Genomic DNA, 15198 nt, shown 5'->3' with positions numbered 1-15198 from the left:
ACTTTTAGCCATTAGCGTCTCAGGAATGGTTAACTTCTCGCCAAAAGTTCACTTTTGCCACGCGGTTCACACTTTCTGCGCGCACAATGATGAACATATGATCTAAATTTTTATAAGAGTTCAGTTATGAGCGAAAAAAGAGCAATGGATGAGGGACGTTTTGCTGGCCTGGCGCTGGCGGAAGAAGAGCTGGTGGCGCGGGTGGCTTGGTGTTACTACCACGATGGCTTAACGCAGAATGACATCGGCGAGCGTCTCGGACTGCCACGACTGAAAATCTCGCGCCTGCTGGAAAAAGGCCGTCAGTCCGGGGTGATCCGCGTACAGATCAACTCCCGCTACGAGGGCTGCCTGTCGCTGGAAACCGAACTTCAACAACGGTTTGGTCTGAAGATCACCCGCGTTCTCCCTGCGCTGAACACCCCGGCAATGAACGTTCGTCTGGGTATTGGTGCTGCACAATCGCTGATGGGCGTCCTGCAACCGGACCAGTTGCTCGCTGTCGGTTTTGGCGAAGCGACCATGAGTTGTCTGCAACATTTGAGCGGGTTTATCGGCTCGCAACAGGTGCGCCTGGTGACGCTCTCCGGGGGCGTTGGCCCGTATATGACTGGCATCGGCCAGCTCGACGCGGCCTGTAACGTCAGCATGATCCCTGCCCCGCTGCGCGTGTCATCGGCTGAGGTGGCAAACATCCTCAAGCACGAGTCGAGCGTTCAGGATGTGATCCTCGCCGCCACCGCCGCGGACGTTGCCGTCGTCGGCATCGGCTCGGTGAATCAGCGCCGTGACGCCACCATTTTGCGCTCCGGTTATATCAGCGAAGGCGAACAACTGATGTATGCCCGCAAAGGCGCGGTAGGCGACATCCTCGGCTACTTCATTAATGCCGAAGGGGAAAAGGTGGAAGGATTAGAGATCCACCGCGAATTACTGGGCGTAACCCTTGATGAGCTGGCGCAGTTACCCACCATCCTGGGCGTCGCCGGAGGCGAAGAAAAAGCAGAAGCGATTTATGCCGCACTGAAGGGTCGCCGTATCAATGGCCTGGTGACGGAAGAGATGACAGCCCGCGCGGTACTGGCTCTGGCGCAATAGCTGCGCCGCCGCGCAAACATAGCGAGGCGTTGGTCATGAGTTACCTTTTAGCGTTAGATGCAGGGACAGGCAGCATTCGCGCCGTGATCTTCGACCTGAATGGTCGGCAGATTGCCGTTGGACAGGCCGAGTGGAAGCACCTGAGCGTGGAGAACGTCCCCGGCTCGATGGAGTTCGATCTTGATACCAACTGGCAGCTGGCCTGTCAGTGCGTGCGTCAGGCACTGGAGCGAGCCGGACTGACGGCGGCAGATATTCAGTCCGTCGCCTGCTGCTCGATGCGCGAAGGGATTGTGCTCTATGACCGCAACGGTGATGCCATCTGGGCCTGTGCTAACGTCGATGCCCGCGCCAGCCGTGAAGTGGCGGAGCTAAAAGAGATCCATGACTATCGTTTTGAATCCGAAGTGTATGACGTCTCCGGTCAGACGCTGGCGCTGAGCGCCATGCCGCGTCTGTTGTGGCTGGCGCACCATCGCCCCGATATTTACCGCAAGGCGGCGACGGTGACGATGATCAGCGACTGGCTGGCGGCGAAGCTGTCCGGCGAACTGGCAGTTGACCCTTCCAATGCAGGCACCACCGGCATGCTCGATCTCTTCACCCGTGACTGGCGTCCGGCGCTGCTGGATATGGCCGGGCTGCGCGCGGACATTCTCTCACCGGTGAAAGAGACCGGTACCGTACTCGGCGCCGTGACCAAAGCAGCGGCGCAGCAAAGCGGCCTGCGGGAAGGCACCCCGGTGGTGATGGGCGGCGGCGATGTGCAGTTGGGTTGTCTGGGGCTGGGCGTGGTACGCGCCGGGCAAACTGCCGTCCTCGGCGGCACTTTCTGGCAGCAGGTAGTGAACCTGCCGCAGGTGCGTACCGATCCGGACATGAATATTCGCGTCAATCCGCACGTGATCCCGGGCATGGCACAGGCGGAGTCGATCAGTTTTTTCACTGGCTTAACCATGCGCTGGTTCCGCGACGCATTCTGTGCGGAAGAAAAACTGATTGCCGAACGGCTCGGCGTCGACACCTATTCACTGCTGGAAGAGATGGCCAGCCGCGTGCCGGCAGGCTCCCATGGCGTGATGCCGATTTTCTCCGACGCGATGCATTTTAAGCAGTGGTATCACGCCGCGCCGTCGTTTATTAACCTCTCCATCGACCCGGAAAAATGCAACAAAGCGACGCTGTTCCGTGCACTGGAAGAGAACGCCGCTATCGTCTCCGCCTGCAACCTGGCGCAGATCTCCCGCTTCTCCGGCGTGCAGTTTGACAGTCTCGTCTTCGCCGGTGGCGGTGCCAAAGGCGCATTGTGGAGCCAGATTTTAAGCGACGTCACTGGTTTGCCGGTGCGCGTTCCCGAAGTGAAAGAAGCCACCGCGCTGGGCTGCGCAATAGCCGCAGGCGCGGGGGCCGGAATGTTCAGCGACATGGCCTCCACCGGCGAACGGCTGGTAAGCTGGAGCCGGGAATTTACACCCAATCCCACCCATCGTGAACTGTATGACGGCATGATGCAGAAATGGCAGGCAGTCTACACCGAACAACTGGGCCTGGTAGACAGCGGCCTGACCACGTCGATGTGGCAGGCACCGGGGTTAGTGCGCGCGGAACCTTTAGCTGCGCGGTGAACAAATGCCGGATGGCGCTGCGCTTATCCGGCCTACAAAATTATTTCCAGGGTTTATTTTTCATCGAAATAATCATCCCGATCCATCAGGAGGAGGAACAACTTCTAACTTATTTTCTGAAGTAAGTTGATACACAACATCACTATCAGGCACATATAAACGGGTATTACTGTCTGTATATTCATTGATGATTAAAAGATAATTTCTCGCAATACAACTATTATCATTTTTTATAGTCGGAAAACACAGCAAATCCTCATCAGGGCTGCTATCATAATTGGTGAATCCATTGCCAACGCCCATAATATTATAGGTATGCCATGTATCATCAAATAATGGATATTTGCGTTTCATCTCTTCCCGATGAGCCAGGTACCAACCAATTTTATCTCTGTCGGTCCACGGTAAATGATCCACCACCATAGTCACCGTCCAACCCGCATCCGAATATACATAAAGTATTTTAACAGGGCGTAGTGTCCATAAATTATAAAACCCTCCTGTCAGGAACAAGCATAACATAACAAATGAGAATTTGTTTTTCATAAGTAATTCCCAACCCTTTCTACCGAATAAAAATTCGTAAAAAAAGGCTTGAATGCAAAATCTCTATGCCGCTGCAGAAAAAACCATATACGGAAAAATCGAAGTTGCCTGTAGAAGTTATCTTTAATATCTGACACATCAAGTCCAAAATGATCCTGAGCATCGAAATATATTGTAGCAGCCCACCCCATTGCGTATTTTTGCAGATTTACAAGCGTTATTTTTTGGGCCGCAATATCATGGATACTAATCCCAAGACCATTAATCTTGTCTTCATTTTCGTTAAATTTATTAAGCATTGAACCAAACAGTCTTATCTTCATTTCATGCATAAGATCTGAAGGGTAAACTGAACCGTTTGAATCAAAGTGTTTTTGAATCGTATCTTTCATAATTGCAAGTGGGTTATTAAGAGTGAATTTATTTATCCTGTCATGGAACGCTAAATTCAACCGCTGGCTATAAAATCCACTACCATTCCCATATCTGAAATGGTCAATCAACTCTCCAATAACCATTTTATATTCACCCTGAAAAGAAAATAATTGCGAAAGCGCTTTCATTTCGGCAAATAAAATATCGACACATTCTTCATAGGATATTTTTGTACCCCGTACCGTTGCCCATGAAATCCCATCGACAGGAGTAGTGTCGGGAATGTCGTAGCGAATCAGGCGGTAAGGATCCACTTTTGCTGATATATCTCTCAGACCAAGCGAAAACAGATCCTGATCGCTCATATCACCACACTGCATGTCGTTGGCAGAGGAATCATTGAAGCTTTTCACCGTTTCAAAGACAGTATCAGGAAGATACATTGATGCGCTGAAATCATTTACCACTTCCATTTACCTTATTAATAATCAATAGGTTACGAATAGTCAGCGCAAAACAGTAGAATAAACAGCCTGCAAAAAACACGCACATTGTCACATTCTTCAGGACGTCACCCTGATGGATCAGTTCTTTGATTCCCATCACAATCACAACCTCCCCTGTTTTCCCTTTTGCCTGCGACTGGCTAAATTAGTAACTCATCCGACCACATAACAATAATTTTACATACTGGACACGTTTATGAGCCGCTATCCGTCGCTATTCGCCCCGCTTGACCTGGGCTTCACTACGCTTAAAAACCGCGTGTTAATGGGCTCGATGCATACTGGTCTGGAAGAACGCCCGGACGGTGCGGAGCGGCTGGCGGCGTTTTATGCTGAGCGCGCGCGTCATGGTGTGGCGCTGATTGTGACTGGCGGCATTGCGCCGACGCTTTCCGGGGTGACGATGGAGGGTGCCGCAGTGCTTAACGATGCCAGCCAGTTGCCGCATCACCGTCTCATTACTGACGCGGTACATCAGGAAGACGGCAAAATCGCGCTGCAAATCCTGCACTCCGGGCGCTACAGCTACCAGCCGCATCCTGTAGCGCCTTCTGCGATTCAGGCACCGATAAACCGCTTTAAACCTCATGAGCTCACACACGATGAAATCCTGACACTGATTGAAGACTTTGCGCATTGCGCGCAGCTCGCCCGCGAAGCGGGGTATGACGGCGTTGAGGTGATGGGGTCGGAAGGCTATCTGATTAACGAATTTCTCGCCGCTCGCACTAACCAGCGCACTGATGAATGGGGCGGTGATTATCCGCGCCGGATGCGCTTTGCCGTGGAAGTGGTCCGTGCGGTTCGCCAGCGGGTGGGTGAGGATTTCATTATTATCTACCGCCTGTCGATGCTCGATCTTGTCGAGGGTGGTGGCACTTTTGCCGAAGCTGTCGAGCTGGCGCGTGCGGTGGAAGCGGCGGGGGCCACGCTCATTAATACGGGCATTGGCTGGCACGAAGCCCGCATCCCCACTATCGCCACGCCGGTGCCGCGCGGGGCGTTCAGTTGGGTAACGCGCAAGCTGAAAGGCAGCGTGTCGATCCCGCTTATCACCACCAACCGCATTAACGATCCGCAGGTGGCGGACGATATTCTGGCGCGAGGCGATGCCGATATGGTGTCGATGGCGCGCCCGTTCCTCGCGGATGCCGAACTGTTGAGCAAAGCGCAACAGGATCGTGCCGATGAAATTAACACCTGTATCGGCTGTAATCAGGCCTGTCTCGATCAGATCTTTGCCGGAAAAGTCACTTCCTGTCTGGTGAATCCGCGCGCCTGTCACGAAACGAAAATGCCCGTCCACCCAACGATGCGTCGCAAGCTGCTGGCGGTGGTCGGCGCAGGCCCGGCGGGGCTGGCGTTTGCCGTGAATGCCGCTGCGCGTGGCCATCAGGTGACCCTGTTTGACGCCGCGGCGGAAATTGGCGGTCAGTTTAATATCGCCAAACAGATCCCCGGCAAAGAGGAGTTTTACGAAACGCTGCGCTATTACCGCCGGATGCTCGACATCACCGGCGTGGATGTGCAGCTCAACCGCACCGTTTCGCCTGATCAACTGGGGATGTTTGACGAGGTTATCCTCGCGACCGGCATCGAACCGCGGATCCCGGAAATTGACGGCATTGATCATCCGAAAGTATTGAGTTACCTCGACGTGCTGCGCGATAAAACCCCGGTCGGGCAGCGCGTGGCGATCATCGGCTGTGGCGGTATCGGCTTCGATACGGCGATGTATTTAAGCCAGCCGGGTGAGCCCACCAGCCAGAACATTGCGGAATTCTGCGTGGAATGGGGAATCGACACCAGTCTGAACACTGCGGGCGGACTGCGCCCGGAAGGGCCTCAGTTGCCGAAAAGCCCGCGACAGATCGTGATGCTGCAACGCAAAGCCGGTAAGCCGGGTGAGGGTCTGGGTAAAACCACCGGCTGGATCCACCGCACCACCCTGCTGTCGCGCGGGGTGAAAATGATCCCGGCGGTCAGTTATCAGAAGATCGACGACGACGGGCTGCATGTGCTGATCGGCGGCGAACCGCAACTGCTGGCGGTCGATCATGTGGTGATCTGCGCCGGGCAAGAACCGCGACGCCAGTTAGCGCAGCCGCTGCGTGAGAAAGGCAAAAGGGTGCATTTGATCGGCGGCTGCGACGTGGCGATGGAGCTGGACGCGCGCCGGGCGATTGCACAGGGAACGAAACTGGCGCTGGAGATTTAAGGGCATTTTGCCCGGTGGCGCTTCGCTTACCGGGCCTACTGGAGACGCAATTCTAGCGCGTCTTGCGTACTTTCACCGCTTTCAGCACCACAAACTTGTTGTTGGTGTCTATAGTGGTGCAGTTGCCAAACACGCGCTTCAGCTTGCGGAAATAGTCCAGATGACGGTTGCCGACGATGTACAGCGCCCCGCCATATTTCAGCGAACGGCGGGCATCGTTGAACATCTGCCAGGCGATATGATCGGTAATCGCATGCTGCTGATGAAACGGCGGGTTACAGAACACCGCGTCGAAACGGTCCGGTTCGACGCCCGCCAGCGCGTTGTTGACCATAAATTCGCTGCGCGCGATCGCCTCTGGCAGATTACGCTCAACATTCAGCTGGCTCGACGCCACCGCCATGTGAGATTCGTCGACAAACAGCACGCGCCCCTGCGGGTTTTTCGCCAGCAACTGCAGGCCAATCACGCCGTTGCCGCAGCCTAGATCCACCATCTCCCCGTCAATCCCTTCCGGCAGATGCTGCAGGAACAGCCGCGCGCCGATATCCAGCCCGCTGCGGGAAAAGACATTCGCATGGTTATGAATCGTGAAATCCGTGCCGTCGAGCGGCCAGCTGAAAATGTCTGACGCCTCTTTAAGCGCTGGCGCACTGAACGTGCAGTGGATCAGCCGGGCTTTTTTCCATGCCAGCGACGTGGTGGTCGGGCCGAGGATCTTTTCGAACAGCGCCAGGGTGGAATTATGGATATCGCGCGTTTTCGCTCCGGCGATGATGCGGGTTTCCGGGGTCACCACCTCGCGCAGAGCACGCAGTTGTTGTTCGAGCAGTGCCAGTTGCTTCGGTACTTTAATCAGTACCAGTGCTGGTGCAGATGGCAGCGGCGACAGGCTGTCCTGAAATGTTACGCTGGACTCATCAATGCCGTTCATCCGCAGATTGTGGCCGGTCGCCAGTTCAGCGATGTAAGAATCGCCAATGCTGACCGGATGGCGTTCAGCCAGCGCACAGGCCAGCGCGCCGAAACTGTCATTGAGGATAAGCGTCAGGCCCCCGGTGTCGCCCACCTGCTGGAGCAGATACTCATCGGCGGCGTCCCACGCCTGTAACGATGGATCCTCCACATTGGGTGGAAAACGATCTAACGTGAAAAACTCACCGTTTAACTCTGCCTGGCTCATCGCCCCTCCGGGATGCTAAAATTCGCGCGTTTTATCGCTTAATTACCCACATATGTAAACCTTTTTATTATTATGCTCACTTACTTGCAGGGTTACCCTGAATCCCTGCTGACGCAGGTCAGAACGCTTATCGACCAGAACCGCCTCGGCGAGGTGCTGGAAAAACGCTATCCGGGTCATCATGACATCACCACGGACAAAGCGTTGTACCAGTACACCCAGGATCTGAAAAATCAGTTCCTGCGCGGTGCGGCGCCGGTCAACAAAGTGATGTATGACAACAAAATCCACGTGCTGAAAAATGCGCTCGGCCTGCACACCGCCGTGTCGCGCGTGCAGGGTGGTAAGCTGAAAGCAAAAGCGGAGATCCGCGTCGCCACTGTGTTTCGCAATGCGCCGGAAGCCTTCTTAAAAATGATAGTGGTGCATGAGCTGGCGCACCTGAAAGAAAAGGATCATAACAAGGCGTTTTACCAGCTCTGCTGCTATATGGAGCCGCAGTACCATCAGCTGGAATTTGATACCCGGCTGTGGCTGACACACCTTTCATTAAATCGTTCTGCGTGATAGCGCACTCGTTTTGTCATCATTGCATGCTACAGTGACAAAAGATCCCCAGCTACGGAGTACGTGAACGTTTATGATACGTTTTGCTGTCATTGGAACGAACTGGATCACCCGACAGTTCGTCGATGCCGCCCATGAAACCGGCAAATACAAGCTCACCGCCGTCTATTCCCGCAGCCTTGAACAGGCGCAGACTTTCGCGAACGATTACCTTGTTGAACATCTGTTCACCTCGCTTGAGGAGATGGCGCAGAGCGATGCGATTGACGCGGTGTATATTGCCAGTCCGAACTCGCTGCACTATCCCCAGACGCGTCTGTTTCTGAGCCATAAAAAACATGTGATTTGCGAGAAGCCGCTGGCCTCGAATCTGCGTGAAGTCGAAAGTGCCATCGCCCTGGCGCGCGAAAACCAGGTGGTGCTGTTTGAAGCTTTCAAAACCGCCAGCCTGCCGAATTTCCTGACGCTGCAACAGTCCCTCAGCAAAGTGGGCAAGCTGCGCAAAGCGTTTCTGAATTACTGCCAGTATTCCTCACGCTACCAGCGTTATCTGGACGGCGAGAATCCGAACACCTTCAATCCGGCGTTTTCCAACGGCTCGATCATGGATATCGGTTTCTACTGCCTCGCTTCCGCCGTGGCGTTGTGGGGTGAGCCGCATAGCGTTCAGGCCAGCGCGACCCTGCTCGAGAGCGGTGTGGATGCGCACGGCACCGTCGTTCTCCACTATGGCGATTTTGACGTCACCCTGCACCACTCGAAAGTCAGCGATTCCGTGCAACCGAGCGAAATCCAGGGCGAAGCAGGCTCACTGGTGATCGAGAAAATTTCTGAATGTCAGAAGCTGAGCTTTATTCCGCGCGGCGGAAAAGCGCAGGATCTGACGCAGCCACAGCACATAAATACGATGCTGTACGAAGCAGAAACCTTTGCCCGCCTGGTCGAAACCGGTGAGGTGAATCACCCGGGACTCGCCGTCAGCCGTACCACGGCGAAGCTGTTGACGGAAATTCGTCGTCAGACTGGGGTCAAATTCCCGGCGGACGATCTGAGCGTCGACGTGCTGGCGTAAAGCTGAGTAAATGGGTTGTTACAGGCCATTGACGGAATCAATGGCCTGTAATACTTTGTAACGAGCAAAGGGGAGTAACTTCCTTGCCGGTGGATCGTCATTACGGTGTGTAAAACCACACCCGGTTACCGGGCAACAAGAAAGCCACATCGCACTATCCGGTTTTCTTGTTGTAAGTGAGACCTTGCCGAAAGGCGAGGTCCGTGCAAAAACAGTACAACGGCTATCGTCTTTCGACGGTAGCCGTTTTTTTTTGCATGTAAGAGAAAGGAAAGTTTATGAATAGTGTCGGCACACCGATGTTATGGGGCGGATTCGCCATGGTGGTGGTGGTTATGCTGGCTATCGACCTGCTGCTTCAGGGGCGCCGCGGCCCGCACGCTATGTCGATGAAGCAGGCGGCAGGCTGGTCAATGCTGTGGGTTACGCTGTCGTTGCTGTTTAATGCCGCGTTCTGGTGGTATCTGGCGACGACGCAAGGGCGTGAGGTGGCTGACCCGCAGGCGCTGGCCTTCCTGACCGGCTATCTGATCGAAAAAGCGCTGGCGGTGGATAACGTCTTTGTCTGGCTGATGCTCTTCAGCTACTTCGCCGTGCCTGCCGCGTTGCAGCGCCGCGTACTGGTGTATGGCGTGCTGGGCGCGATCGTGCTGCGAACCATCATGATCTTCACCGGTAGCTGGCTTATCTCGCAGTTCTCATGGTTGCTGTATATCTTCGGTGCCTTCCTGCTGTTTACCGGCGTAAAAATGGCGCTGGCGAAAGAAGATAACGAAGGGATTGGCGACAAGCCGCTGGTGCGCTGGCTACGCAGTCACCTGCGTCTGACTGATAAGATCGAGAATGAACACTTCATTGTGCGCAAAAACGGTCTGCTGTACGCCACGCCACTGCTGCTGGTACTGATTCTGGTGGAGCTGAGCGACGTGATTTTTGCGGTCGACAGCATCCCGGCCATTTTCGCTGTCACTACCGATCCGTTCATTGTGCTGACCTCAAACCTGTTCGCGATCCTCGGTCTGCGTGCGATGTACTTCCTGCTGGCGGGCGTGGCGGAGCGGTTTTCCATGCTGAAATACGGCCTGTCGGTGATCCTGGTGTTTATCGGCATCAAGATGTTGATTGTCGATTTCTTCCACATCCCGATCGCCGTTTCGCTGGGTGTGGTGGGCGGTATTCTTATCGGTACGCTAATGATTAACGCCATCGTTAACCGATTGAATGATAATAAAAAGTCGCTTAACCAATAAGCACTACATGGCCCGGTAGCATCATGCCGCCGGGCCCTGCATGCATAGCGCGCGATGGCAATCCCGCAGTTTTAAAAATTAGACATAAGCAGAAAATCCAGAATTTCTCGCTTTCAGCCCTGAAATCTTTCTTTATACTCGACCAGGCAAACACCTTTGTTTACATCCGGACATAAACGTAACAAAAGAGTACGTACCGTGATGGAACGCAACATCTTTCAAGGAACAATTCATGACGCAATCCGCTCCTCAGGGTCTACTGCAGCGCCTCGCGCAAGGCAGCCTGGTCAAACAAATCCTCGTTGGTCTGGTGCTCGGTATTCTGCTGGCCTTGATCTCTAAACCTGCCGCAGAAGCGACAGGCCTGTTGGGTACGCTTTTCGTAGGCGCCCTGAAAGCCGTTGCACCGGTACTGGTGCTGATGCTGGTCATGGCGTCCATCGCCAACCACCAGCAGGGCCAGAAAACCAGTATTCGCCCGATCCTGTTTCTTTATCTGCTGGGAACCTTCTCCGCGGCGCTGACCGCCGTGCTGTTCAGTTTCCTGTTCCCGTCAGAGCTGCATCTCTCCACCGGCGCGGGCGACATCACGCCGCCGTCAGGCATTGTGGAAGTGCTGCGTGACCTGCTGATGAGCACCGTGGCAAACCCGATCAACGCGCTGTTGAACGCCAATTATATTGGGATCCTGGTGTGGGCCGTTGGCCTGGGCTTTGCGCTGCGCCACGGTAACGAAACCACCAAAAACCTGGTGAACGACGTGTCGAACGCCGTTACCTTCATGGTGAAACTGGTGATTCGCTTCGCGCCGATTGGTATTTTTGGGCTGGTGTCATCGACGCTGGCGACTACCGGTTTCGACGCGCTGTGGGGTTACGCGCAACTGCTGCTGGTACTGGTAAGCTGCATGCTGTTGGTGGCGCTGGTGATCAACCCGCTGCTGGTGTTCTGGCGTATTCGTCGCAACCCGTATCCACTGGTGCTTACCTGTCTGCGTGAAAGTGGCGTGTATGCCTTCTTCACCCGCAGTTCCGCGGCCAACATTCCGGTCAACATGGCGCTGGCGGAAAAGCTGAATCTGGACCGCGATACCTACTCCGTTTCCATTCCGCTGGGTGCGACCATCAACATGGCGGGCGCGGCTATCACAATCACCGTGCTGACGCTGGCGGCGGTGCATACGCTGAATATTCCGGTGGATATCCCGACGGCGCTGCTGTTGAGCGTGGTGGCGTCGCTGTGTGCCTGTGGCGCGTCCGGCGTGGCGGGTGGTTCACTGTTGCTGATCCCGCTGGCCTGTAACATGTTCGGTATTCCGAACGATGTTGCCATGCAGGTCGTGGCGGTTGGCTTTATCATCGGGGTACTGCAGGATTCCTGCGAAACCGCGCTGAACTCATCGACAGATGTGCTGTTCACCGCAGCGGCCTGTATGGCGGAAGATGAGCGTCTGGCGAAAAACGCATTACGTAGCTAAGAAAAAGCCGGGTGGCGCTAACGCTTACCCGGCCTACATTTTCCCGGCAACAGATTTAAAGTGTTACACCACTCTTAAAGATCGCCAGTTCGCGGAAGTCATTCCGCTCATTGCAGGTTGGTTTGCCGTTAGCGAAATCAACGATCGTATCGACAAACTCCTCCAGTAGTTGCGCCATCGGTTTACCGTGGATCAACTGTCCGGCATCAAAATCGATCCAGTGCTTTTTCTTCGCCGCCAGCTCGCTGTTGGTGGCGATTTTTACTGTTGGGACAAAACCGCCGTACGGCGTGCCACGACCGGTACTGAACAGCACCATATGGCAGCCGGCTCCCGCTAATACGCTGGTCGCTACCGCGTCGTTGCCTGGCGCGCTCAGCAGATTCAGACCGCGCGTTTTCAGGCGCTCGCCATAACGCAGCACGTCAACCACCTCGCTTGAGCCCGCTTTTTGCGTGCAGCCGAGGGATTTCTCCTCAAGCGTGGTAATGCCACCGGCTTTGTTGCCCGGCGACGGGTTTTCGTAAATGGGCTGATTATGGGCGATGAAATACTGTTTGAAGTCATTCACCATGGTGACCGTTTTTTCAAACGTGGATTCATCACGGCAATGACTCATCAGAATGCGTTCAGCGCCAAACATCTCCGGCACTTCCGTCAACACGGTGGTGCCGCCGTTTGCGATCAAATAGTCGGAGAAACGGCCCAGCATCGGGTTGGCGGTGATGCCGGACAGCCCGTCAGAGCCGCCACATTCCAGACCAAACTTCAGTTCGCTGAGTTTCCCCGGCTCACGCACGTCGTGACGCATCACTTCGTACAACTGATGCAGATGTTCTAACCCTGCTTCCACTTCATCGTCCTGATGCTGGCATACCATGAAGTGCACGCGCTCAGGATCGTACTCACCCAGCGTTTCGCGGAACGCATCGACCTGGTTGTTTTCGCAACCGAGACCAATCACCAGCACCGCGCCCGCATTCGGGTGACGCACCATGTTCTGCAACATGGTTCGGGTATTCACATGGTCGTCGCCCAGTTGCGAGCAGCCATAGGTGTGGCTGAAGAGAAAGACGCCATCGGTGCCTTCGGCATCGTGGGTTTCTTTCAGGAAGCGGTTCTGGATCTGCCGCGCAATACCGTTAACGCAGCCCACCGTCGGCAGGATCCACAGTTCGTTACGCACGCCGACATCGCCACTGGCGCGACGGTAGATCTGCACATCGCGATCCGCCGACGGCGCAATGGCCGCCAGCGTTTCAGGTTGATAGCTATACTCGTCCAGATCGCTCAGATTGGTTCGCGTATTGTGGGAGTGAATATGTTCCCCGGGCGCGATAGTCATCAACGCATGACCAATCGGCAGACCATATTTAATGACGTTTTCCCCTTTCGCTATCTCACGCAGCGCAAACTTGTGGCCACGGGCGACGTCCTGACGCAGCGTTACTGTCTGCCCGTCAACCGTCACCACTGTGCCCTCGGCCATCTCAGCCAGCGCGACAACAACGTTATCCAGCGAATGGATCTTAATGTATTGCATATCAACCAACCTCAGGGCTTAGTTCAGTTCAATGGCGAAGTAATCACGCGCATTGTTAAAGCAAATATTACGCACCATCTCACCCAACAGCTGGATATCCGCCGGTGCTTCACCTGCAGCAACCCAGCGGCCAATCATCTGGCACAGAATACGGCGGAAGTATTCATGGCGGGTATAGGAAAGGAAACTGCGGCTGTCAGTCAGCATGCCAACAAAGCGGCTCAGCAGACCCAGTTGCGCGAGCTGCGTCATCTGACGTTCCATACCGTCTTTTTGATCGTTAAACCACCAGCCGGAACCAAACTGCATCTTGCCAGGCATACCTTCGCCCTGGAAGTTGCCGACCATGGTGCCCAGCACTTCGTTATCGCGCGGGTTCAGGCAGTAGAGAATGGTTTTCGGCAGCAGGTTTTCTTCGTTCTGTTTGCTGAGCAGTTTTGACAACTCTTCCGCCAGCGGGCGGTCGTTGATGGAGTCAAAGCCCACGTCCGGCCCCAGCAGCTTGAACTGACGCAGGTTGTTGTTGCGCAGCGCACCGATGTGGTACTGCTGCACCCAGCCGCGACGGGCATATTCTGCCCCCAGCCAGACCAGCACGGCAGTTTTAAACTGGGCGACTTCGTGCTCGCTAAGTGTTTCACCGGCCAGACGGCGGGCGAGAATGCTGTCCAGCTCTGCGTCGGTCGCGTCGGCGAACAGCACCACGTCCAGCGCGTGGTCAGACACTTTACAGCCGTGGGCGGCAAAGTGATCCAGACGTTTACTCAGCGCGGTCTGCAAATCGGCAAAGCGGCGGATGTCGGTGTCAGAGACCTCACCCAGTTTGTGCATGTAGTCGTTGAAGGTCGCCAGTTCGATGTTAAAGGCTTTGTCCGGACGCCAGCTCGGCAGCACTTTGATGTCAAAGCTGCTGTCTTTGGCGACGGCCGCGTGATGTTCCAGCGAATCAACAGGATCATCGGTCGTGCCGACCATCTTCACATTCATCTGCTTCATGATCCCACGGGCGGAGAATTTGTCCTGTGCCAGCAGGTCGTTACATTGATTCCAGACTTCGTCCGCGGTGGACGGCGAAAGCAGCTTACCTGTAATACCAAACGGACGACGCAGTTCGAGATGCGTCCAGTGGTATAACGGATTACCGATCGTGTGCGGCACTGTCGCGGCCCAGGCGTCAAACTTCTCACGATCGGAAGCATCGCCCGTGCACAGGCGCTCCGGCACGCCGTTGGTGCGCATCGCGCGCCATTTGTAGTGATCGCCCTTCAGCCAGATGTCATACAGGTTTTTGAAGCGATAATTCTCCGCGACCTGTTGCGGCGGCAGATGGCAGTGATAATCGAAAATCGGCTGGTCTTTCGCGTAGTCATGGTACAGACGGCGGGCAAATTCGGTATCAAGCAGAAAATCTTCAGTCATAAACGGCATCATTTGCGTCTTCCTCTAAACGAGTGCGTCAGATATTTATCTGTAATGCTGACAAAGTTATCACACCAATTTCCAGCGCCAGAGAATTTTTTCGTGAGTTAGATCAATAAACCCTGACAAAAAAACCACTCCGAAAGTGGTAATTTGCATGGCAAGCCGCGCCAGCTCTGGCTTGCAGAGCCATGCTGAAAGACCACATTAAGATTCCAGCATTTGTGATGTCACTCACCTTTTAAAGTTGTATGACAAGTTATCGTTCTGCCGTCGCAACATATAAGCCGACGGAATGCATTTCCGAGACGTCTTTGAT

General features: G+C 54.7%; 12 protein-coding genes. 7 read left to right on the top strand and 5 right to left on the bottom strand.

What is annotated here, in order from left to right:
- Nucleotides 1-126: 126 nt before the first annotated feature.
- Both lsrR and lsrK read left to right on the top strand, forming a co-directional pair.
- Nucleotides 127-1098, top strand: a complete 972-nt coding sequence (lsrR, locus tag AOY23_RS02260) for a transcriptional regulator LsrR (protein ID WP_038155969.1) — start codon at nt 127-129, stop codon at nt 1096-1098.
- Nucleotides 1099-1133: 35 nt separating this feature from the next.
- Complete coding sequence (lsrK, locus tag AOY23_RS02255) at nt 1134-2723, top strand: autoinducer-2 kinase (RefSeq protein WP_054178226.1); 1590 nt, start codon at nt 1134-1136, stop codon at nt 2721-2723.
- 72 nt (nt 2724-2795) lie between these two features.
- Here lsrK and AOY23_RS21445 read toward each other — a convergent pair whose 3' ends face one another.
- Together AOY23_RS21445 and AOY23_RS02250 are read right to left on the bottom strand one after the other, a co-directional pair.
- A complete protein-coding gene (locus AOY23_RS21445; RefSeq protein ID WP_072170901.1) occupies nt 2796-3269 on the bottom strand; it encodes a DUF943 family protein in 474 nt (157 codons plus the stop codon).
- Nucleotides 3266-4111, bottom strand: coding sequence for a YPO3983 family protein (locus AOY23_RS02250; RefSeq protein WP_407829999.1), 846 nt, complete (start codon nt 4109-4111; stop codon nt 3266-3268). Before AOY23_RS02250 ends, AOY23_RS21445 begins: the two co-directional genes overlap by 4 nt.
- Nucleotides 4112-4346: 235 nt before the next feature.
- Between AOY23_RS02250 and AOY23_RS02245 the strand changes: the two genes are divergently transcribed.
- On the top strand, nt 4347-6368 hold the full coding sequence (locus AOY23_RS02245; protein WP_054178224.1) for an NADPH-dependent 2,4-dienoyl-CoA reductase: 2022 nt from the start codon (nt 4347-4349) through the stop codon (nt 6366-6368).
- A 52-nt stretch (nt 6369-6420) separates the two neighbouring features.
- Here the strand turns inward: AOY23_RS02245 and rlmG are convergent, their stop codons facing one another.
- Complete coding sequence (gene rlmG / locus AOY23_RS02240) at nt 6421-7551, bottom strand: 23S rRNA (guanine(1835)-N(2))-methyltransferase RlmG (protein ID WP_054178223.1); 1131 nt, start codon at nt 7549-7551, stop codon at nt 6421-6423.
- Between the two features lie 66 nt (nt 7552-7617).
- On the opposite strand from rlmG, the gene AOY23_RS02235 reads away from it, so the two are divergent.
- The 4 genes from AOY23_RS02235 (at nt 7618) to sstT (ending at nt 11917) form a co-directional block, all read left to right on the top strand.
- Complete coding sequence (locus AOY23_RS02235) at nt 7618-8118, top strand: M48 metallopeptidase family protein (RefSeq protein ID WP_152958359.1); 501 nt, start codon at nt 7618-7620, stop codon at nt 8116-8118.
- Between the two features lie 73 nt (nt 8119-8191).
- On the top strand, nt 8192-9190 hold the full coding sequence (locus tag AOY23_RS02230) for a Gfo/Idh/MocA family protein (protein ID WP_054178221.1): 999 nt from the start codon (nt 8192-8194) through the stop codon (nt 9188-9190).
- Between the two features lie 278 nt (nt 9191-9468).
- Nucleotides 9469-10440 (top strand): TerC family protein, encoded by a 972-nt coding sequence (locus AOY23_RS02225; protein ID WP_054178220.1) that lies wholly within the window; start codon nt 9469-9471, stop codon nt 10438-10440.
- 232 nt (nt 10441-10672) lie between these two features.
- Nucleotides 10673-11917, top strand: a complete 1245-nt coding sequence (gene sstT / locus AOY23_RS02220) for a serine/threonine transporter SstT (RefSeq protein WP_054178219.1) — start codon at nt 10673-10675, stop codon at nt 11915-11917.
- 55 nt (nt 11918-11972) lie between these two features.
- Here the strand turns inward: sstT and AOY23_RS02215 are convergent, their stop codons facing one another.
- A complete protein-coding gene (locus AOY23_RS02215) occupies nt 11973-13460 on the bottom strand; it encodes a UxaA family hydrolase (RefSeq protein ID WP_054178218.1) in 1488 nt (495 codons plus the stop codon).
- A gap of 18 nt (nt 13461-13478) precedes the next feature.
- A complete protein-coding gene (gene uxaC / locus AOY23_RS02210; RefSeq protein ID WP_054178217.1) occupies nt 13479-14891 on the bottom strand; it encodes a glucuronate isomerase in 1413 nt (470 codons plus the stop codon).
- Nucleotides 14892-15198 lie beyond the last annotated feature (307 nt).

The sequence above is a fragment of the Trabulsiella odontotermitis genome, from assembly GCF_001297775.1.
Classification (GTDB): domain Bacteria; phylum Pseudomonadota; class Gammaproteobacteria; order Enterobacterales; family Enterobacteriaceae; genus Trabulsiella; species Trabulsiella odontotermitis.
This window is presented reverse-complemented; position numbering and strand designations above follow the sequence as displayed.